Origin of the sequence: Bacillus sp. CH_48 (assembly GCF_038008465.1) — a bacterium.
In the GTDB taxonomy this organism is placed as follows: Bacteria; Bacillota; Bacilli; order Bacillales; family Bacillaceae_G; genus Bacillus_A; species Bacillus_A thuringiensis_S.
This window is the reverse complement of sequence record NZ_JBBOZF010000001.1, coordinates 1,646,727-1,668,029: the sequence shown is the minus strand read 5'-3', so window position 1 is coordinate 1,668,029 and position 21,303 is coordinate 1,646,727. Positions and strand designations below refer to the sequence as shown.

Sequence of the window (21,303 nt, the reverse complement as noted above, 5' to 3'; positions counted from 1 at the left end):
AAACAAATAGCTTATAACAAATACTTTTAATATTCCATTTGTTCATGTGGAATAAGTCCCCAATGGACAAATGAATGTTCAGAGGAGGAAAAATGAAAAAACTTTTCAATGTATGTTTAATTGTATTCGTACTATTTTCGCAGCTTGCTAGTTTTCCATACAATCAAGTAAAAGCGGAAACCTTAACAGGAGATTCCTTATTTGACACTGTTGAAATGAAAGATGCAACGAATCATATTATTGACGAAGCAAAAAATCCTAACAACTTAATAAAGATAGGATCAACCATTCAAGTAGAATACGCTTGGTCAATAAAGGATCAACAAGTTGCACATGCAAATGATACAGCAGTAGTCCAAATACCACTTGCATTAAAAGTATCTAAAGATTTGCAAGGGGATTTAGTCACAGATCAAAAAAATATTGGTCAATATTTTATAACAGCTAAAGATAATAAATTAAAATTGATATTTAATGATCAAGTAGAAAATTTGAAAGACGCTAAAGGAAAAATTAAAGTTGATACCGTGTTTAACTCAACTTTAAAAACTGGAGAAAAATCAGTTCAAATCGCTTTTCCTTTAGGAACAATCGTTCAACCTATATCAGTTCCTGTTCAGGTAGAAGACTCTAAAGAAGATGGCACCAAACAGGATACTAATAAACAAGTGCAAGATCCAGTAGCTAAACCTGTTACTGACAATCCGGAGCAAGATCCAACAACTAAAACTGTTACTGACAATCCGGAGCAAGATCCAGCAACTAAACCTGTTACTGATAATCCGGAACAAAACCCAGCAACTAAACCTGTTACCGATAATCCGGAACAGAACCCAGCAACTAAACCTGTTACCGATAATCTGGAACAAAACCCAGCAACTAAACCTGTTACCGATAATCCGGAACAAAACCCAGTAGCTAAAATTGCTACTGGCAATCCAGAACATAAGCTAGCAAGCAGCCCTGTTGAGAATACAAATTCAGGTCCAAAGCAAATAACAACAAACATTTTAACCGGTGTAAAGTTGACGGATAAAGACGGAAAACCATTTACAGAGGATAACCGTCCAAGCACAGATTCCCCTGCCAATATTGAGTTTACATGGGAGCTTTTAAAATCAATGAATGTGAAAAGCGGAGATTACTATATTTTTGATCTTCCTAAACATTTTAAGATTTACAATACAATTAACAGTCCTTTATATGATAGTGAAAACAATCAAATTGGTAATTTTACTGTTACAAAAGACGGAAAAGTCACGATGACATTCAACGATTATGTTGAAGAGCATCCAGATGTTGCTGGTAACCTACAATTAAAGACAGAATTTAATAAAGCTGAAATTAAAGGTACAACAACACAAGAAATTCCTTTCCCAATTAAAGATAAGGATGTTTCTATTACAGTTGACTTTAAGCCTAATGTACAAACAGCTACGAATAAAAAAGGGGTACCTGATAGACCAATTAATACAAATGAAATTAATTGGAAAGTAGAGATGAACAAAACGAAAGAAACCCTTAAAAATGCTGTTTTTAAAGATAACATCCCACAGGGTACAAGCTTAAATAAAGATTCTATTAAAGTTTATTATTTAGAAGTTGATGTTAATGGAAATGTAATGCGTGGTGCAAAAGCTGAGCCAACAGATTACAATATTATTTCATCAGATGGCTCAAAATTGGAGATTGCTTTTAAAGATTCTATCAATAAAGCATATCAAATCGAATATGCCACAAAAATTACTGATGAAAATATTAAAAGTTTTCGAAATAACGTTACGATAACGAGTGATAATCAAAAGCAACAAAACGCAAGCTCTACTGTAACGGTTTCTCGTGGTACACACTTAAATAAAACAAGTAAATATGATCCAAAGACGCAAACAATTGAGTGGACAATTACTTACAATGGTGATCAAAGAGAGATCAAAAAAGCAGACGCGATTTTAAAAGATATTTTTGACGATACACACGAACTAGATGCAAATTCTATTGTTGTGAAAAACGCTTCATATAATGAAAAGGGAACGCTTGTAACAGGTGACGCTGTGAATAATTACACTGTAAATAACAAGAAGAATGGATTCGATTTACAGTTTAACGATGATATTAATAGTGCTTATGTGATTACCTATAAAACCAAGCCAACTAATAAAGTTATAGAAGATGGAAAAGTAAAAAATAAAGTTACAGCTGATAATGATTCAAGTAAAGAAAATGAAGCTAGCTTCAAGCAGCAAAATATTATTAAATCTAATAATAAAGCTGAAACAAATTATAAAGACAAAACAACAACTTGGACAATTATAGTAAATAATAACAACTACCCATTAAACAACGCGATCATTACGGACACCTTTGATCATGGTGGATTACAATTAAAAGATAAAAAACTAGAAATTAAAGATGGAAATTATACCCTTCAAGCTGGGACTGACTATGTTTTAGATGCAACAGATAAAGGCTTCAAAATTACTCTTATAGGTACATATCAGTCTAATATGACAAAGACATTAGTTGTAAAATATACGACAGACTTTGATTATACAAAGCTAGAAAGTGGTAAAACTTCATTTAAAAATACAGGTAACCTATCTTGGATAGATACGGATTCTAAGCCACAATCAAATAAAGTTGAAGCTAATTTCGATCCTGATACTTTCACAAAGGCAAATGGTTATAAGTACGGTTCTTATAACGCTCAAACGAAGGAAATTACTTGGATAATAGGCTTTAACTATAATAATGTTGAGATTAAAGATCCTTCTGTTATAGACGTAATACAAGATAAACAAAAATTAGTTCCTGGATCCATTGAAGTACGCGATATGATTTTAAATGGAAATCCTGATAATGCACAACCTGGTAATGCTGTACCAACTGAGAAATATGAACTTGAAGAACCTACAGAGAAAAATAAAAACACCCTAAAGGTTCATTTCAAACAATCAATTAATTCACCTTACTATATTATCTTTAAAACAAGCCTTGATGGTGAACTTATCCAAGGCACTTACAAAAACGAGGCAGATTTAAAAGATGGCTCTAAAATTGTTAACACCCTTACAGGTGATACTCAAGTAAATAAAGGTGGCAGCTTCGTTACTAAAAAAGCTGTGCAAGACGACAACTATATTAATTGGAGTATCGCAATTAACGAAAGCCAATCAACCATTGCGGATGCGGTTGTAACAGATGACCCAACCGAAAATCAGGTAATTGTGGAAGATTCATTCCACTTATATCCTACAACTGTTGATCCATATGGAAATTTAACAAAAGATAAAGTAAACGAATTAAAAGAAGGAACAGACTATAAACTCAAAATAACAACAGACAATACTACCGGAAAGCAACATTTCGAAATTGCCTTCTTGAAAAAAATTGATCGAGCTTATATTTTAGAATATCGCTCACTTATTAATGCAGACGATAAAGAAAAAGTAAGTAATAAAGCGAAAATCACAGGCAATAAGTTGACAGTTAAAAACACAGAAACTACTGAAACAATTGAAGTGAGAATGTCTTCTGGTTCAGGTGGAGGATCTGCTACCAAAGGTCGTGGAAACCTTGAAATTATAAAGGTAGATAACGACAATAAGAACGTACTATTAGCTGGGGCAGAATTTACTTTATACGATCGTACAGGTAAAACTGTTATCCGTAAAATTACAACAGACAAAGACGGTATCGCTAAATTTAATAATTTAAAACGTGATAAATATTTATTAAAAGAAACAAAGGCTCCTGAAGGCTATGTAATTAGCTGGGATTTAAAACAAGGGAAAATTGTTGAACTTGGTACACAAGAGACTACAACATATAAACTTGCAAATAAGAAATTTGTCGGGAAAGTAGTTTTAACAAAATCTGATGACCTGAACAAAAATGCAACACTACAAGGCGCTATTTTCACACTACTGGATAAAGATAAAAAAGTAATTCCAGAACACAAAGAATTAACAACAAATAATAACGGACAAATTATTATAGATAAACTAAAACCAGGAACTTACTACTTACAAGAAACGAAGGCTCCTGAGCATTATCAATTAGATAGCAAACTTATTCCGTTTACTATCTCTATAGATCAAACAACAGTAGTAAATCTAACTGCGACAAATAGTTTAACTAAAGGATCTGCTCTTTTAACAAAAGTGGATAATTATAATAAAACTTTAGCAGGGGCAGAGTTTACTGTTCAAGATCGCAACGGAAAAAATATTCCTGGATATGAAAAATTAACAACAAATGAACATGGACAAATAGAAGCAAAAGATTTACGTCCGGGTAAATACCAATTTGTCGAAACAAAAGCTCCTGAGCATTATGAATTAGACAAAACGCCTATTCTATTTGAAATAGAAAAAAGCCAAACTACAGTCGCTTCTGTTACAGCAAAAAACGCTTTAATTAAAGGTGACATTACGTTAACAAAAGTGGATGATACTGATGGCACTACCCTTGAAGGTGCGGTATTCAAAATTGTTAACGACAAAAATGAAGATGTCCGTACAAACTTAAAAACAGAAAAAGATGGAACTTTGACCGTTAAAGATTTAGATCCTGGTGATTATCAATTTATTGAGACAACACCACCTAAATACTATGACTTAAATAAAGAACCAATTCCGTTTACAATCGAGAAAAGTCAAACAAGCATTATCTCAATTACTGCAAAAAACAGTTTAACTACAGGTGCTGTTGAGCTATTAAAAGTCGACGAATTTGATAAAAAGACTCCTCTTGCTGGAGCTATGTTCAAAATCGTGAATGATAAGAACGAAGACGTTCGTACAGAATTAACTACCGACACAAACGGAACTGTTAAAGCTTCTGACTTACGTCCAGGCAAATACAAATTTATTGAAACAAAAGCTCCTGAACATTATGAACTGCGATCAACACCAATTGAATTTACAATTGAGAAAGGTCAAAAAACACCGATTGTTATTACAGCTGAAAATGGTCTACTACCAGGCGATGTTGAACTAACAAAACTCGATGATACTGATGGCACTGCACTTATAGGTGCCGTATTCAAAATCGTTAATAATAAAAATGAAGATGTCCGTACAGAATTAGTTACGAATCAGGAAGGTAAAATTATTGCTACTGGTTTACGTCCAGGTAACTATAAATTTATCGAAATGAAAGCTCCTGAGCATTATGCCTTAAATAAAACACCTATTGAATTTACAATTAAGGAGAGCCAAGCGACTGCTATTAACGTTACAGCTACTAACAGCTTAACAAAAGGTGGTATTGAATTAACAAAAGTTGATTCTGTAAATGCTAAGGAAACCCTTGAAGGTGCAGTATTTAAAATTGTTAATGACAAAGGTGAGGATGTTCGTACGGAACTTACTACTGATAAAGACGGTAAATTAGTAGTACAAGACTTACGTCCGGGTAATTATAAGCTAATCGAGACGAAGGCTCCTACTTATTACGATGTAAATGAAGAACCAATTGAATTTATAATTGAAAAGAGTCAACAAAAACTCATCCCTATTACTTTCAAAAATAGTTTGACGAAAGGAAAGGTCAAATTAATTAAAGAAGATGACGTGGAGAGCGCGAAAGCTCTTGCTGGCGCTGTATTCACATTACAAGACGCAACTGGCAAAGAAATTATGAAAGATTTAATAACAGATGCACACGGAGTATTAGTCATCCCTGATTTAGCACCAGGCGATTATCAATTTATTGAAGTGAAAGCTCCTGAACATTATAAATTAGATCAAACACCTATTAAGTTCACAATTAAAAAAGGTAGTAAGGAAGATCTTCCTATCCCTGTTACTGTAAAAAACAGTTTACTTACAGGTGGCGTCACTTTAACAAAAGTTGATGATGTTGATGGCACTACTCTTGAAGGTGGAGAATTTATAATCGTTGACGCTCATGATACTAAAAAGGTAATTCGCAAAGGTTTAACGACTGATAAAAACGGTAAAATTACTGCTTCTGATTTACGTCCTGGAGACTATCAATTTGTTGAAGTAAAAGCTCCAAAAGACTATACCTTAAGCAAAGAGCCTATTCCGTTCACTATCGAAAAAAGTCAAAAAGAGAATATTACTGTTACTGCTACTAACAGTTTAAAGAAAGGTGCAGTAACATTAACAAAAATCGATGACATCGATCGTACGATGCTCGAAGGTGCAATCTTTAAGATTGTTGATATGAACGGTAAGGAAGTTCATACGAATCTTGTTACAGATAAAAACGGAAAAATTTCTGTTTCTGATTTACGCCCTGGAGACTATCAGTTCATTGAAACAAAAGCTCCTGAGCACTATGTATTAGAAGAAACACAAATTCCGTTTACAATTGAAAGAAGTCAAACGAAAGAGATCAATGTTACAGGTAAAAATGCTTTGAAAAAAGGTAGCGTTGAACTAACAAAGATTGACGATATTGATATAAATACAAAACTTGCTAACGCCGTATTTGATTTATTAGATGCAGACGGAGAGCTAGTTGAAGAAGGCTTAAAAACAAATGATGAAGGTAAAATTGTTGTTGAAAATCTACGTCCTGGTACGTATCAATTCGTTGAAACAATTGCTCCTGAACATTACGTTTTAGATAAAAAACCTATCGTATTTACAATTAAAAAGAGCCAAACTGAAGCTCTTCATGTCACTGCTACAAATGCTTTAACAAAGGGTGCTGTTAAACTTTCTAAAGTAGATGATGTTGATGCCACTGTTCTTAAAGATGCAGTATTTAAAATTGTTAATATGAACGGTGATGTAGTTCATAAAGACCTTGTTACAAATGAACAAGGACTAATCGAAATTAACGACCTACGTCCTGGTGATTACCAATTCATCGAAACGAAAGCTCCTAAGGATTACGTTTTAGATGAAACACCAATCAAATTCACTATTGAAAAAGGACAGAAGAAATCTATTTCTTTAACTGCTACAAATAGCTTAAAACAAGGTAGTATCGAATTACTTAAAGTTGATGATTTAAACGATCAAACAAAACTTGCCGATGCGGTATTTAATTTACTAGATCAAAATGGCAAGGTACTTAAAACAGATTTAAAAACAAACAGTGAAGGTAAAATCGTTGTCGAAAACTTACGTCCTGGTACGTATCAATTCGTTGAAACAACGGCTCCTGAACACTATGATTTAGACAAAAAACCAATTATATTTACAATTGAAAAAAGCCAAAAAGATATCGCTACCGTTACTATGAAAAATAGTTTAACAAAAGGCGGCGTGGAACTTTCTAAAGTAGATGACGTTGATGGCACTACTCTTGAAGGCGCAGTATTTAAAATTGCAGATATGAATGGTACTGTAATTCGCAAAGATCTTGTTACGAATCAACAAGGTAAAATTAGCGTTTCTGACCTACGTCCTGGTGATTATCAATTCATCGAGACAACGGCTCCGAAACACTACGATTTAAACAAAGAGCCAATTCCATTCACAATCACACAGAGCCAAGCTGAGCCTGTCTCTGTTACAGCTACAAATAGCTTAACGAAAGGCACTGTGGAGCTTTCTAAAGTGGATGATGTTGATGGTACCGCTCTTAAAGATGCGATATTTAAAATTACTGATATGAATGGTAATGACATTCGCACTGAGCTTACAACAGATGTACATGGAAAAATTTCTGTTTCTGATTTACGTCCTGGGGACTATCAATTTATTGAAACGAAGGCTCCTGAACACTATAAATTAGATAGTACACCTATTAAGTTTACAATTAAGAAAAGCCAAAAAGAAAAGCTCCAAGTTACTGCTACAAATAGCTTAACTGAGGGTGCTGTAGAATTAATAAAAGTGGATGATATAAATCCAGATACAAAACTTTCTGATGCAGTGTTTAACATCATCGATGCGAAAGGTAAAATTGTTCGCACTGATTTAACTACTGATAAAGATGGTAAAATTACTGCTACGAACTTACGCCCAGGAGACTATCAATTCATTGAAACGAAAGCTCCGAAGCATTACGATTTAAATAAAACACCTATCGATTTCACTATCGAGAAAAGTCAACTAACTCACGTTTCTGTTACTGCCAAGAATGGCCTAACAAAAGGTGGCGTGGAATTAACGAAAGTTGACTCTATAGATAAGAAAGAAATGCTAGAAGGTGCTGTATTTAAAATTACTGATATGAATGGTAACGACATTCGCACGAATTTAGTTACGAATAAAGATGGTAAAATCATCGCTAAAAACTTACAACCAGGAGACTATGAGTTTATCGAAACGAAAGCTCCTAAACATTACGACCTAAATGAAGAACCAATTAAGTTCACAATCGAAAGAAGTCAAACAAAGCATGTCTTCGTTACAGCTATTAATAGCTTAACGAAAGGTAGTGTGGAGTTAATTAAAGTGGATGATGCCAAGAAAAACACAACACTTGAAGGGGCAGTATTTAAAATTGTTAACAAGGATGGACACGACGTCCGTACCGATTTAACTACTGATAAAAACGGCCGTTTAGTTGTGGATGAATTACCACCAGGAGACTATGAGTTTATCGAAACAAAAGCTCCTGAACACTATGACTTAAACGAAATACCTATTAAGTTCACAGTTAAAAAAGGCCAAGAAAAAATCACCTCTGTTACTGCTACGAATAGCTTAACGAAAGGTGCAGTTGAATTAATTAAGGTCGATGACATCGACGGCACTACTCTTGAAGGGGCTATCTTTAAAATTGTGGATATGGATGGCAAGGATGTTCGTTCTGATTTAGCTACTGATAAAGATGGTAAGATTTCTGTTTCTGATTTACGTCCGGGTGACTATCAGTTCATTGAAATGAAAGCTCCTAAGCATTACGACTTAAATCAAAATCCTATCAAGTTTACTGTTGAAAAGAGTCAAACTGCTAAAACTTCTGTTACTGCTACTAACAGCTTAACGAAAGGTGCTGTTGAATTAACTAAAGTTGATGACATCGACGGCACTATTCTTGAAGGGGCTATCTTTAAAATTGTGGATACGGACGGCAAGGATGTTCGTTCTGATTTAACTACTGATAAAGATGGTAAGATTTCTGTTTCTGATTTGCGTCCGGGAGACTATCAGTTCATTGAAATGAAAGCTCCAACTGGCTATGATTTAAACGTTAAACCAATTCCTTTCACAATTACGAAAGGACAAACTCAGGTTACCTCTGTTACAGCTTTAAATAGTTTAACAACAGGTTCAATTGAGTTAACTAAAGTTGATATTGATCACCATGGAACACTTGAAGGTGCCATTTTCAATATTTTAGACCAAGATGGAAACGTCATCCGAGAAGGTTTAAAAACAGATCAACAAGGAAAAGTAATCATAAATGATTTGAAACCTGGTAATTATCAATTAGTAGAAACAAAGGCTCCTAAAGGCTATCAATTAGATGCATCACCAATAAACTTTACAATTGATAAAGCCCAAGCTACGCCACTACAAATTACAGTTTCAAATAAAAAGATTGAATCTTCTTCAGGTGGAGATGACAAGCCCGTTACTCCGCCAAATAAAGAAGAAAACAAAGGCACTGAAACATCTGAGAAACACGAAAACGGAACTTCCGAAGAAACATCGAATGAAACAGATAACAAACAGCAAGATGATCGAAATACGGATAAGCACCTTCCAAATACAGGTCATAAAGAAGATCCTACACAAACAGTAGGTATCGTTCTTCTACTAGCTGGATTATTAAGTATTTTAGCTAAAAAACGCAAAAAAAATTATTAATAATTTTTTCACACCCAATCAATCTCTCAATTGATTGGGTGTTTTTTTATACAAAAAGGACGATACATAAAGTATCGTCCTTTTAACGGGGTGAGGCTGCCCAAAAGTACGGAAAACCTTTGAACAGCCTCGTATTTTCATATGGATGCCTTACATATATCACTGATAATAATTATGAAATGCGGAAACATAATTACCATCAACTGATTCAAACATGAGGAATGAAACCCTACAGTGGTTCCATTCCTCTACATAATCTAAAGTTTGGGTACACTAGATTCATGCAATGTAGGGGCTTTCAGAGTAGAAAGCGAACCTTCGTTTAAAATGATAGCATACATATCTCCCTCAAAAATATGCAAATATGCATATATTGTTTTTATTTCTCAATGTCAGAATATTGAAAAACAAAAGACGCAAAGGTAAAATAAAGTCATTATCCGTCTTCTTTTGTCAGTCAGAGAGAATAGAAGAATAGGAGAGGAAAAAATGAGCAAATCATTGAAACAAAAAATAGTAAGCTCTTTGCTTGCTATATCACTTGCTGTTAGCTTAGCTCCAATTGGGCAAGCAAAAGCGGATTCCACTTCAGAAGTTCCACAAACTCCATCTATTACAAAACAAATTGATCCAAACCGCGCCATTGAACATGTTCGTTTCTTATCTGAAACAATTGGGCCTCGACCCGGTGGAACAAAATCCGAAGAATGGGCTTCTCGTTACATTGGTATGCAGCTTAAATCAATGGGTTATGACGTAGAATATCAGCCATTTCAGGTGCCCGATCAATACGTTGGATTCATTGAATCACCACTATCAACAAAACGTAATTGGCAAGCTGGTGCTGCTCCTAATGCACTAATATCTACAGAAGCTATTACAGCTCCCCTTATCTTTGTTCAAGGTGGGACAAAATTAGAAGATATTCCAAATGAAGTAAACGGTAAAATTGTTTTATTTGAAAGAGGAACGACAGTTACAGATTATAATAAACAAGTTGAAAATGCTGTTAGCAAAGGTGCAAAAGGTGTTCTTTTATACAGTTTAATTGGCGGACGCGGAAATTATGGACAAACCTTCAATCCCCGCCTAACGAAAAAGCAATCTATCCCTGTCTTTGGTCTTGCTTATGCGCAAGGAAATGCATTTAAAGAAGAAATCGCTAAAAAAGAGACAACAATTCTTTCCCTAAAAGCGAGACATGAATCTAAATTAACATCTCTAAATGTTATCGCAAAAAAGAAACCAAAAAAGAGTACGGGTAATGAAAAAGCAGTCGTTGTAAGCTCGCACTATGATAGTGTTGTTGGAGCACCTGGCGCAAATGATAATGCTTCTGGAACTGGATTAGTATTAGAACTAGCTCGTGCTTTTCAAAATGTAGAAACTGATAAAGAAATTCGCTTTATTACCTTTGGTTCTGAAGAAACTGGATTACTTGGTTCGGATTATTACGTTAATAGTCTATCCCAAAAAGAACGTGATCGTATTTTAGGCGTCTTTAATGCTGATATGGTTGCAACAAATTATGATAAAGCAAAGAATTTATACGCTATGACACCTGATGGCTCTACAAACTTTGTAACAGATGCTGCCTTGCAAGCAGGTAAACAATTAAATAATGACCTCGTTCTTCAAGGGAAATTTGGCTCCAGTGATCACGTACCGTTTGCTGAAGCTGGTATTCCTGCTGCTCTATTTATTTGGATGGGTGTCGATAGTTGGAATCCATTAATCTATCATATCGAGAAGGTATACCATACACCCCAAGATAACGTATTAGAAAACATTTCACCTGAACGAATGAAAATGGCATTAGACGTTATCGGAACAGGAGTTTATAACTCGCTTCAAAAACCTATTACTCAAACTGAGCAGAAAGCTGCTTAATCAATAAAAGACCACTGATAAAAATCAGTGGTCTTTTATTGAGAAAAAATATATATGCATAAAAGCATATTTTATCCTACTCATTATCGTATACAATATTAACTGTAACAATACCGATTACAACTAATAAGGAGGCTTTTTCTATTATGAAAAAAATGATTTTAGTAGGTGCGTTAACTTTAGCAGGAATTACCGGAGCTACCGCGTTTATTCCTGAAACAAAAGTCGCTGCTGCCGCTCAAGAACAAAGCTTTACAAAATTTTATTCTTTGCAAACTGGAGGTAGTTCTGAACAAGAACCTATTTTCCTTCAAAAAGGACAAGAACTAACAATTCATCCTAACAGCAAAACTCCTAGTTACAGTGTTTATGACTCAAATCATAACCTTATTGGGCGTTATTCTGATGGTTACGGCCGAATTTTCACTGCAAAAACAGATGGAAATATGTATGTTCAATTTCATGCACCTTACGTTTACTATAGTCCTGTTAGTTTTTCTGTTACTTATACAATCCAATAAAATAAGGGGCCTTTCTCAGGGGCCCTTTATTTTGCTTCCCAATTCACTTTTACAAAACCATCTTTCACCATTAAACCACTTATATTGAATACATACTTTTCATTTGCTTTTAATGTAGCTTTAAAAGTACCTTTTTTCGATTCACAAATCTCCTTTAATTCCTTTATCCCTTCTCCTTGTCTTTCATACAAGCTAAAGCATAAGTTACCACGCTTTGCATCTGTTTCATAAGAAAATGTTACTTCTGTATCTTTTGCATACTCAAGTTCAATATCTTTCCCAGCAATATCCCATGATGAGAATTTTGCCTCGTAACTTGTCTCCCCTTTCTTTTCATTTTCTAAATATATATCACCAGCTCTCCACATATCATCTAACGTTTGAACGAAAGCAAAGCCGCTAAGTAATACAAACATCGCACTTGCAAATATAACAACTAATGTTACCTTTTGCTTTTTCATACTCTTCATCGTATATTCTCCTTCTACTTTCCGGCTATTTCTGCGTGTCATATATAACAAAACTCCAATAAAAAATGGCAATATAATCGCTATAACACTCCACCACTTACTTATTCCACGCGTTTTCGCATCTGTATATACCCATGATGCTACACATACTAAAAGTGCTATAAAAGCCAAAAACATTGTAATCCCAGCTATCTCAAATACTACAAATGGATTAGCGAACCCTATCATGTAATTTATACTCCTTCTTTAAAAATGCCTGTATGACAACATATATAGGAATGTATATGTGCATCATAATAACTATCGTTATAATGACAGATATTTTATGATCCAAATGACTAACAAACTGCTCTAGGGTGACTGTTAATACAATCATCCAAATAGCATGAATGAAAACAACCCATCTCTTTTCTAATTTTCGAGCATTTCGCACGCTCTGTTTCGTATGGTTTATTAGCTCTTCGTTAGGAACCATCTCTCCCGCTAAGCTACTTTTTATCTTCTGATCAAACTTATCTTCCGTCATAAACGAACCCCTCCAAATGTTCTCGAATTTGCTTCTTCGCATAATTAAGGCGGTATTTCACTGTACCAATCGGTATATTTAATATTTCACTAATTTCTTTATAAGAATATTGTTCATAATAGTAGAGTACGAGCACAGTTTTATACTTTTCATTCAATAACTGTATAACTTCCCGTATCATTTCCGCTTCCACTTTTTGAATACATTCTTCTGATATATTTACTTCATCTGCGAAATCTATTTCTCCACCATCTTCTTTATGAAACAAATCCAATATTCGATCTTTCCACCTTTTTTTCTTACGATAAAAATCATAAAACGTACGAACACAAATTGTAGCAATCCATTTTTTATAATTATCCACATAGGAAAGTTGATGCCTTGATGAAAAAACCTTTATCCACGTCTCTTGAAAAATATCTTCCGCATCTTCTTTCGTTTTCGCTAACTTATAGCATAAGGAATATATTTGCTGCTTATATATATCAATTAATTCTTCTACCTTTTCTTCCATCATAAGCCTCCTGTCATTTATATAAGACGACGCAAATTATCCTTTTGTTTGATAAAATTTTATTTTTTTATTATCTCCATACAAAAAGGCAATCACAACATCATGTGATTGCCTTTTATTTAAAAACGAAAGTCCGCTTCCGCTTTTCTTTATTGTCTAGCTCCAGCGGCTAGAATACTCGGTGGCTTCGCGCCTTCCTCCGAGGCAAAGTACGCCTCTCTGTCAGGAGCTCCATCCCCCTCCTATTCTGAACGAGCCGCTTCCGCTTTTCTTTATGTCCAGCTCTGCCTCCTAGCCCCTTCTGTCTAAGAACCTTCCCCACGAGAAGATAAAATGCATCTTCTGTGGGAAAGAACCTTAGCCTTCGGGACTAAACAGTCGGCTCCGCTTTTCTTCATTACATTTTTTCTGGTGCAGATACTCCTACGATTGCTAATGCATTTTGAAGCGTAGTGCGTACTGCTTTCATTAACTCGTAACGAGCTTTACTTAATTCTAAGTTATCTTGGTTTAATACTTTTTCTGCATTGTAGAAGCTGTGTAATGCTGCTGCTAATTCAAATGCATAGCTTGTAATGCGGTGTGGCAGACGTTTTTGTGCTGCATCCGCAACTACAGCTGGGAATTCACCAAGCTTTTTCAGTAACTCTACTTCTTTCTCAGAAGTAACAAGTTTGTAATTCACATCTCCATCTGCAGCTAATCCTAACTCTTCACCTTGACGAAGGATACTGCATACACGAGCATGAGCATATTGTGCATAGTATACTGGGTTTTCATTAGATTTTGATACAGCTAAGTCCATATCGAAGTCCAAATGAGAATCACCACTACGCATTGCGAAGAAGTATCGCATTGCGTCCACGCCTACTTCTTCCATAAGCTCACGAAGTGTAACTGCTTTACCTGTACGCTTACTCATTTTCATTTTTTCACCATTTTGGTATAGTTGTACCATTTGGATGATTTCTACTTCAAGTGTTTCTTTATCGTAACCTAGCGCTTGAATAGCAGCTTTCATACGAGGAATGTAACCGTGGTGGTCAGCACCCCAAATGTTGATTAGCTTATCGAAACCACGCTCTAATTTATCGCGATGGTAAGCAATATCTGGCGTTAAGTATGTGTAAGAACCGTCATTTTTAATTAATACACGGTTTTTGTCATCACCGTAAGTCATTGAACGGAACCAAGTTGCTCCGCCTTCTTCAAAGATTTCGTCACGCTCTTTTAATACAGTAAGTGCAGCATCGATTTTTCCGTTTTTGTATAATGATGTTTCTGAGAACCATACATCAAATTTAACACGGAAGCTCTCTAAGTCTTTTTGAAGTTTTGCTAACTCATATTTCAAACCGTATGAACGGTAGAATTCATAGCTTTCTTCAGCATCAGCTTTTGCGTAACGATCGCCAAACTCTTCAGCTAAACGTTTACCGATTCCAATGATATCCGCACCATGGTAACCGTCTTCTGGCATTTCTTTATCTAAACCTAAAGCTTGCATGTAACGAGCTTCAACAGAAAGAGCTAAATTATGAATTTGGTTACCGGCATCATTAATGTAGTACTCACGAGATACATCGTATCCTGCTTTTGCTAATACGTTACATAAAGTGTCACCCACTGCCGCACCACGTGCATGTCCTAAGTGAAGGTCACCTGTTGGATTCGCAGATACGAACTCAACTTGTACTTTTTCACCTTTACCAGTGTTCGTTTCACCGTAAGCTTCACCAGCGTTTACGATTGTTGGAATTAAATCTGTTAAGTAGCTATTATCCATATAGAAGTTAATAAAACCAGGACCAGCGATTTCGATTTTTTCAATAGAAGCTTTTGCTTTATCGAAGTTTGCAACTAGTTCTTCTGCAATCATACGAGGTGCTTTTTTCGCAACGCGTGCAAGTTGCATTGCCATGTTTGTAGAGAAGTCACCATTTGTTTTATCTTTTGGAGATTCTAATACAACGTTTGGAATCTGTTCTTCTGTCGCTAATTCTGCCTTTAATACAGCAGCTTGAATTTCTTCTTTAATCAATCCTTTTACCTGTTCTAAGGAATTCATTATTTTGCCTCCTTCAAATTAATTGTAATTGTATATCTGCCAGCTTCTTGTTCACTTAGAAGCAATGCGTACGTTAAGAAGAGTTGTCCTTTTTTCTTTTCATCCGACCATTTAAAAAGAACGTTATCAGTTTTCGTTTGCAGTGCAAACGTACCAAGTTCACTCGTATACGTACCCGTTGTCCATTCACCTTTCACATGCGTCTGACGCATAGAAATAGCACCTGAACGCATAATGAGAACTTGTTCATCTTGAATTTTAATAATTGTTTTCACTTCGCCTTGTTCGTTCGGCTCCTGGAATGTTACATATGTACCTTGACCTTTTACATAGTATTGACCATTTGCTTCAAAAGCAACGGTTTCCTTCCTCGCCCCTTCACGGATTTCTGTTACGAAATGAACGTGTACCGGCAAGCCTGCAAGTTGTTTCTTCACGTCTTGCACACCTTTCAAATGTTATAGATATTAAATACTACTTATAATAAATCACTTTTCCTATCATATCAAAAAAAGACGCTGTCTGTCTGCTGAAAAATCAGGAAAACTCCATTTCAAAAAATAATTCCCTTCTACTTTATTTCATATGATAAAATATTTTTTAAATCTAAATATTCTTTTAATTATAGAGGTGAATTCATTGATACCAACAAAGTTAAAAAAGGGTGATGAAATACGCGTGATTTCACCATCCTGTAGTTTAATTATTGTTTCAAATGAAAATAGAAAACTTGCTATAAAAAGATTAACTGACATGGGCTTTCAAGTGACATTCTCAAAATATGCCGATGAGATAGATCGATTTGCTTCCTCTTCTATTTCTTCCCGCGTCCAAGACCTCCATGAAGCATTTAGAGACCCTAATGTAAAAGCTATTTTAACTACACTTGGCGGATACAACTCGAATGGTTTATTGAAATATCTCGATTTTGATTTAATTCGTGAAAACCCAAAATTTTTCTGTGGTTATTCTGATATTACTGCCTTAAATAATGCAATTTACGCAAAAACGGGTCTCGTTACATATTCAGGTCCCCACTTCTCTTCATTTGGAATGGAAAAAGGACTCCATTACACGGCTGATTACTTTTTACAATGCTTAACCGCTAATGAGCCTATTGAAATCATTCCAGCGGAAACGTGGAGCGATGATTCTTGGTATATGGATCAGGAAAATCGAGAATTTATTAAAAATGAAGGGTATGTTCCAATTCAAAAGGGGGAAGCGACAGGAGAAATTATCGGTGGCAATATGAGCACACTTAATTTACTACAAGGCACACCATATATGCCAAACTTAAAGGGCAAAATTTTATTCCTTGAAGAAGACAGTTTAACAGGAAAATCGACACTTAAAACTTTTGATCGCTATCTACATTCCCTTATGCAGCAACCTAATTTTGAACATATAACAGGTATTGTAATAGGAAGAATGCAAAAAGAAGCAGAATGTACGATAGCGGACATTCAAGAAATGATTGCTTCAAAACCTGAACTTGCACATATTCCTATTATTGCAAATGCAAATTTTGGACATACAACTCCAATTTTTACTTTTCCAATTGGTGGACATGCCAAAATCATTTCTAACAAAGAAAATACATCTATCACTATTTTAACGCACTAAAAAAGGAGCGAACGATTCGCTCCTTTTATGATTTTTCTATTTTTTGCAACGCTTTTTGCGGGATTGACTCTTTCGTTATTTCAGCCCATCCTTTTCCTTGCATACCTTTTGCATAAATTTTTATAAAAGCACCTGCATGCAATTCACGATTTACCATTCTTTTAATAATTTGTTGCTTTCCGTCCTCTGTATACCCTTTAAATGTATACAAATATTCACCGTCTTTTTTCTCACCTTTATCTACAACCGCATAATAATCTTGTATTTCTTTATTTGAAAAGAAGTTGTCTACAAAAGCATGTACACCTTCTGTTTTTGTGTTTAAATAATATGCTGTTCCCCCTAAAATGATGGCGAATACAGCTAAAACTTTAATTACCAATTTCATACATGCGCCTCCTGTTTGCACTTCTTTCTCACTAGTATTATATCTATACTTGTATTATACGGAAAAGAGCATACTATACTCTATCTAAAAGTCTTACACAATCCTTACATTATTGTAAGGGATTTTTTCTTACAGCAAGTTCCCAAGAAAAAATTTTTCCGTTTCATACACTTTTATATTATTATTGAATGATACGAATTTTTATTACAAAAATCAAAGGAGACAGTTTTCAAATGGCTATCTTGCAAGGTTTAGCACTATTACTTGTTGTACTTTGTCTATTTACACTTTTCAGTTACCGTGCGCCTTACGGAATGAAGGCGATGGGTGCTTTAGCTAATGCAGCAATCGCAAGTTTTCTTATTGAAGCATTTCACCGTTATATAGGTGGAGAAATGTTTCACAATGACTTTTTACAATCAGTAGGAGAAGCTTCTGGTAGTATGAGCGGTGTTGCAGCAGCGATTTTAGTCGCATTAGCAATCGGTGTTTCCCCCGTATACGCTGTTTTAATTGGTATCGCTACTAGTGGATTCGGTATTTTACCAGGATTTTTCGCCGGATACGTTTGTGCCTTCGTCGTGAAATTTCTCGAAAAGAAATTACCGGCTGGTGTGGAATTTTTAGCAATCCTATTTATCGCTGCACCAATCTCACGTGGAATGGCAATGCTTATGGATCCGCTCGTTAACGCAACACTTGGTAAAATCGGTTCTATGATATCAGTTGCAACTACAGAAAGTCCTATCATTATGGGTATTATGCTTGGTGGATTAATAACAGTTATTTCTACCTCTCCACTGAGTTCTATGGCACTAACTGCAATGCTTGGATTAACAGGTTTACCAATGGCAATTGGTAGTCTTGCCGTAGCAGCTTCAGCCCCGATGAACTTTATTTTCTTTAAACGATTAAAAATTTGTTCAAAGAAAGATACAATTGCTGTAGCAATCGAGCCTTTAACACAAGCCGATGTTGTCTCAGCAAATCCAATTCCAATTTATATGACAAATTTCGTTGGCGGTGCACTTGCCGGTATTATTACATCGCTATTCCAGCTTGTTAATAATGCACCAGGAACAGCATCACCAATTCCAGGTCTTCTCGTCCTATTCGGATTTAATGACGTTATAAAAGTAACGATTGCTGCTGTACTATGTGGAATCGTTACCACTATTATCGGATACATCGGATCTATTGTGTTCCGCAAATATCCGATCCGCTCTGCTGATGAAATTCGCGGCGTTAATTCGGAAGAGAAAGTTGCATAAGAAAAAGAGTTATTCTCACCTTTTGAGAATAACTCTTTTTTTCATGTCTTGCCATGGTAAATAAGATTATATCGACGATTTTTTTATATATCGACTTACCGACACATTCTGAGCGAGCCGCTTCCGCTTTTATTTCTATCCAGTTACGCCTCCTAGACCCTTGCGTCTAAGAACCTTCCCTGCTAAAAGGTAAAAAGCACCTTTTGCAGGGAAGAACCTTATTCACCGGGTCTAAACAGTCGGCTTCACTTTTACTTCACCCAACCGAGCAGCATTTCCCGCACGAATTTGCTTGCTGCGACTGGTGTTTGATCACTATGGTCGTAGACCGGAGCTACTTCTACTAAGTCTGCTCCAACTACATTTATATTTGAATTTGCAATTGCTACGATGGAATCTAATAATTCTTTAGATGTAATACCGCCAGCTTCTAACGTTCCTGTTCCTGGAGCGTGAGCTGGGTCTAATACATCAATGTCGATTGTGACATAGACTGGGCGTCCAGCAAGTTTCGGTAATACTTCTTTTAACGGTTCTAATACGTCAAATTTATATAAGTTCATACCTACTTCTTTCGCCCATTCAAATTCTTCCTTCATTCCAGAACGAATTCCGAAAGAATATACGTTTTCCGGACCAATTAAATCACACACTTTACGAATTGGTGTAGAGTGGGATAAAGGCTCCCCTTCATACGATTCACGTAAATCAGTATGAGCATCCATGTGGATGATTGCTAAATCCGGATATTTTTTTGCCATTGCCTTAAAAATTGGCCAAGACACTAGGTGCTCACCGCCGAGACCTAGTGGAAACTTATCGGCATCTAAAAGTTTTGATACATACTCTTCAATCATGTCTAAACTGCGTTGTGCGTTTCCGAATGGTAATGGGATATCACCCGCATCAAAATATTTTACCTCTTCTAATTCACGATCTAAATATGGGCTATATTCTTCAAGACCGATTGATACTTCACGAATACGTGCAGGACCAAAGCGAGAACCTGGACGGTAACTTACTGTCCAATCCATAGGCATCCCGTAAATAACTACCTTTGACTCTTCAAAACTTGGATGACTTTTAATAAATACTTTACCTGAATAAGCTTCATCAAAACGCATATTCTTTTCCTCCTTATGTGGAACTTAAGGTATCCCAACCTTTCATTATTTCTCAAATTTGGAGCGAACTGCTCCTCTTTCTCGATTTACCGGTGTCTTCTTTTTTAACAATAAGAAGACGATTTTCTTTACAGGAGTGTAAGTAGCTAGCATGTTCAAGTCTTCTGGACAAACACCTTAAATGAGCTACCTACACTTTATTTGTTCAAACTCGATTTCTTACTTAATTAAATCGCCAACAAATTTCGGTAATGCGAATGCTGCATTGTGTAATTCTTTTGTGTAGTATTTCGTTTCGATTTCGTGGAAACGCTCTTCACTTACTTCTAATGGATCATGTTTTTTAGATCCAATTGTGAACGTCCAAAGACCACTTGGGTAAGTTGGGATGTTCGCTGTGTATAAACGAGTAATTGGGAAAATCTCTTTTACGTCTTTAAACACAGTTGTAATTAGTTCTGGTGTGAACCAAGGGTTGTCCGTTTGTGCAACGAAAATACCATCTTCTTTTAACGCTTTAGAGATTCCAGCGTAGAAACCTTTCGTAAATAAGTTTACTGCTGGGCCTACTGGCTCAGTAGAATCTACCATAATTACGTCGTATTCATTTTCGCTTTCTGCGATGTGTAGGAAACCGTCTCCTACTTTTACTTCTACACGCTCATTATCTAATGCGCCTGCAATTGATGGTAAGTATTGTTTAGAGTACTCAATTACTTTTCCATCGATTTCAACAAGAGTTGCTTTCTTTACACTTGGGTGTTTTAACACTTCGCGAATAACACCGCCATCGCCGCCGCCAACAACTAATACGTTTTCAGGGTTTGGATGTGTAAATAAAGGTACGTGCGCTACCATTTCGTGATAAACGAACTCGTCCTTTTCTGTTGTCATAACCATGCCGTCTAAAATAAGCATGTTTCCGAACTCTTCCGTTTCAACCATATCAAGTTTCTGGAATTCTGTTTGCTCCGTATGTAATGTGCGGTTAATACGCGCCGTAATCCCAAAATGTTTTGTTTGTTTTTCAGTGAACCATAGTTCCATCGTACAATCACGCCTTTCAATGCAAATTTATAATAGGGACATCATTAATGTCCCCTAACAAAAATAAAACAAAACATCCAAAATGTATAGTTAAAAGTACAAAAATACCGAAAAT

At 35.6% G+C, this 21,303-nt stretch carries 13 protein-coding genes; 5 read left to right on the top strand and 8 right to left on the bottom strand.

What is annotated here, in order from left to right:
• The first annotated feature begins 92 nt into the window (after window positions 1-92).
• The 3 genes from N2V92_RS08180 (at window position 93) to N2V92_RS08170 (ending at window position 12,154) form a co-directional block, all read left to right on the top strand.
• Entirely contained in the window at window positions 93-9,743 is a 9,651-nt protein-coding gene (locus tag N2V92_RS08180) for a SpaA isopeptide-forming pilin-related protein (RefSeq protein WP_044798201.1), read from the top strand.
• A 489-nt stretch (window positions 9,744-10,232) separates the two neighbouring features.
• Window positions 10,233-11,633 carry a M28 family metallopeptidase gene (locus tag N2V92_RS08175; RefSeq protein ID WP_000045708.1) on the top strand — a complete coding sequence of 467 codons (1,401 nt, stop codon included), beginning with the start codon at window positions 10,233-10,235 and terminating at the stop codon, window positions 11,631-11,633.
• Window positions 11,634-11,779: 146 nt separating this feature from the next.
• Window positions 11,780-12,154: a hypothetical protein gene (locus N2V92_RS08170; RefSeq protein ID WP_000738257.1), complete on the top strand. Its 375-nt coding sequence runs from the start codon at window positions 11,780-11,782 to the stop codon at window positions 12,152-12,154.
• A gap of 26 nt (window positions 12,155-12,180) precedes the next feature.
• Here N2V92_RS08170 and N2V92_RS08165 read toward each other — a convergent pair whose 3' ends face one another.
• The 5 genes from N2V92_RS08165 to N2V92_RS08145 all read right to left on the bottom strand — a co-directional run bounded on the left by N2V92_RS08165 (window position 12,181) and on the right by N2V92_RS08145 (window position 16,169).
• The gene (locus N2V92_RS08165) at window positions 12,181-12,852 is read right to left on the bottom strand and encodes an ECF-type sigma factor negative effector (protein WP_042596781.1); all 672 of its coding nucleotides are present in this window, start codon (window positions 12,850-12,852) and stop codon (window positions 12,181-12,183) included.
• Window positions 12,836-13,150, bottom strand: coding sequence for a hypothetical protein (locus N2V92_RS08160; protein WP_000133816.1), 315 nt, complete (start codon window positions 13,148-13,150; stop codon window positions 12,836-12,838). The genes N2V92_RS08165 and N2V92_RS08160 overlap by 17 nt, the downstream gene beginning before the upstream one ends.
• Window positions 13,137-13,664 carry an RNA polymerase sigma factor gene (locus N2V92_RS08155; RefSeq protein ID WP_000391647.1) on the bottom strand — a complete coding sequence of 176 codons (528 nt, stop codon included), beginning with the start codon at window positions 13,662-13,664 and terminating at the stop codon, window positions 13,137-13,139. The genes N2V92_RS08160 and N2V92_RS08155 overlap by 14 nt, the downstream gene beginning before the upstream one ends.
• A 397-nt stretch (window positions 13,665-14,061) precedes the next feature.
• Window positions 14,062-15,732, bottom strand: a complete 1,671-nt coding sequence (argS, locus tag N2V92_RS08150; RefSeq protein ID WP_001086463.1) for an arginine--tRNA ligase — start codon at window positions 15,730-15,732, stop codon at window positions 14,062-14,064.
• Entirely contained in the window at window positions 15,732-16,169 is a 438-nt protein-coding gene (locus tag N2V92_RS08145; RefSeq protein ID WP_000744343.1) for a DUF1934 domain-containing protein, read from the bottom strand. The genes argS and N2V92_RS08145 overlap by 1 nt, the downstream gene beginning before the upstream one ends.
• Before the next feature lie 202 nt (window positions 16,170-16,371).
• Between N2V92_RS08145 and N2V92_RS08140 the strand changes: the two genes are divergently transcribed.
• Window positions 16,372-17,358 (top strand): S66 family peptidase, encoded by a 987-nt coding sequence (locus N2V92_RS08140; RefSeq protein ID WP_016078213.1) that lies wholly within the window; start codon window positions 16,372-16,374, stop codon window positions 17,356-17,358.
• A gap of 25 nt (window positions 17,359-17,383) precedes the next feature.
• Here the strand turns inward: N2V92_RS08140 and N2V92_RS08135 are convergent, their stop codons facing one another.
• Window positions 17,384-17,746, bottom strand: coding sequence for a YxeA family protein (locus N2V92_RS08135; RefSeq protein ID WP_000779932.1), 363 nt, complete (start codon window positions 17,744-17,746; stop codon window positions 17,384-17,386).
• A gap of 233 nt (window positions 17,747-17,979) precedes the next feature.
• On the opposite strand from N2V92_RS08135, the gene N2V92_RS08130 reads away from it, so the two are divergent.
• On the top strand, window positions 17,980-19,017 hold the full coding sequence (locus N2V92_RS08130) for a PTS sugar transporter subunit IIC (protein WP_000996325.1): 1,038 nt from the start codon (window positions 17,980-17,982) through the stop codon (window positions 19,015-19,017).
• A gap of 251 nt (window positions 19,018-19,268) precedes the next feature.
• On the opposite strand, the gene speB is transcribed toward N2V92_RS08130, so the two are convergent.
• Window positions 19,269-20,141, bottom strand: a complete 873-nt coding sequence (gene speB, locus N2V92_RS08125) for an agmatinase (RefSeq protein WP_001209831.1) — start codon at window positions 20,139-20,141, stop codon at window positions 19,269-19,271.
• Between the two features lie 219 nt (window positions 20,142-20,360).
• Complete coding sequence (gene speE, locus N2V92_RS08120; protein ID WP_000424696.1) at window positions 20,361-21,188, bottom strand: polyamine aminopropyltransferase; 828 nt, start codon at window positions 21,186-21,188, stop codon at window positions 20,361-20,363.
• Window positions 21,189-21,303: the final 115 nt, after the last annotated feature.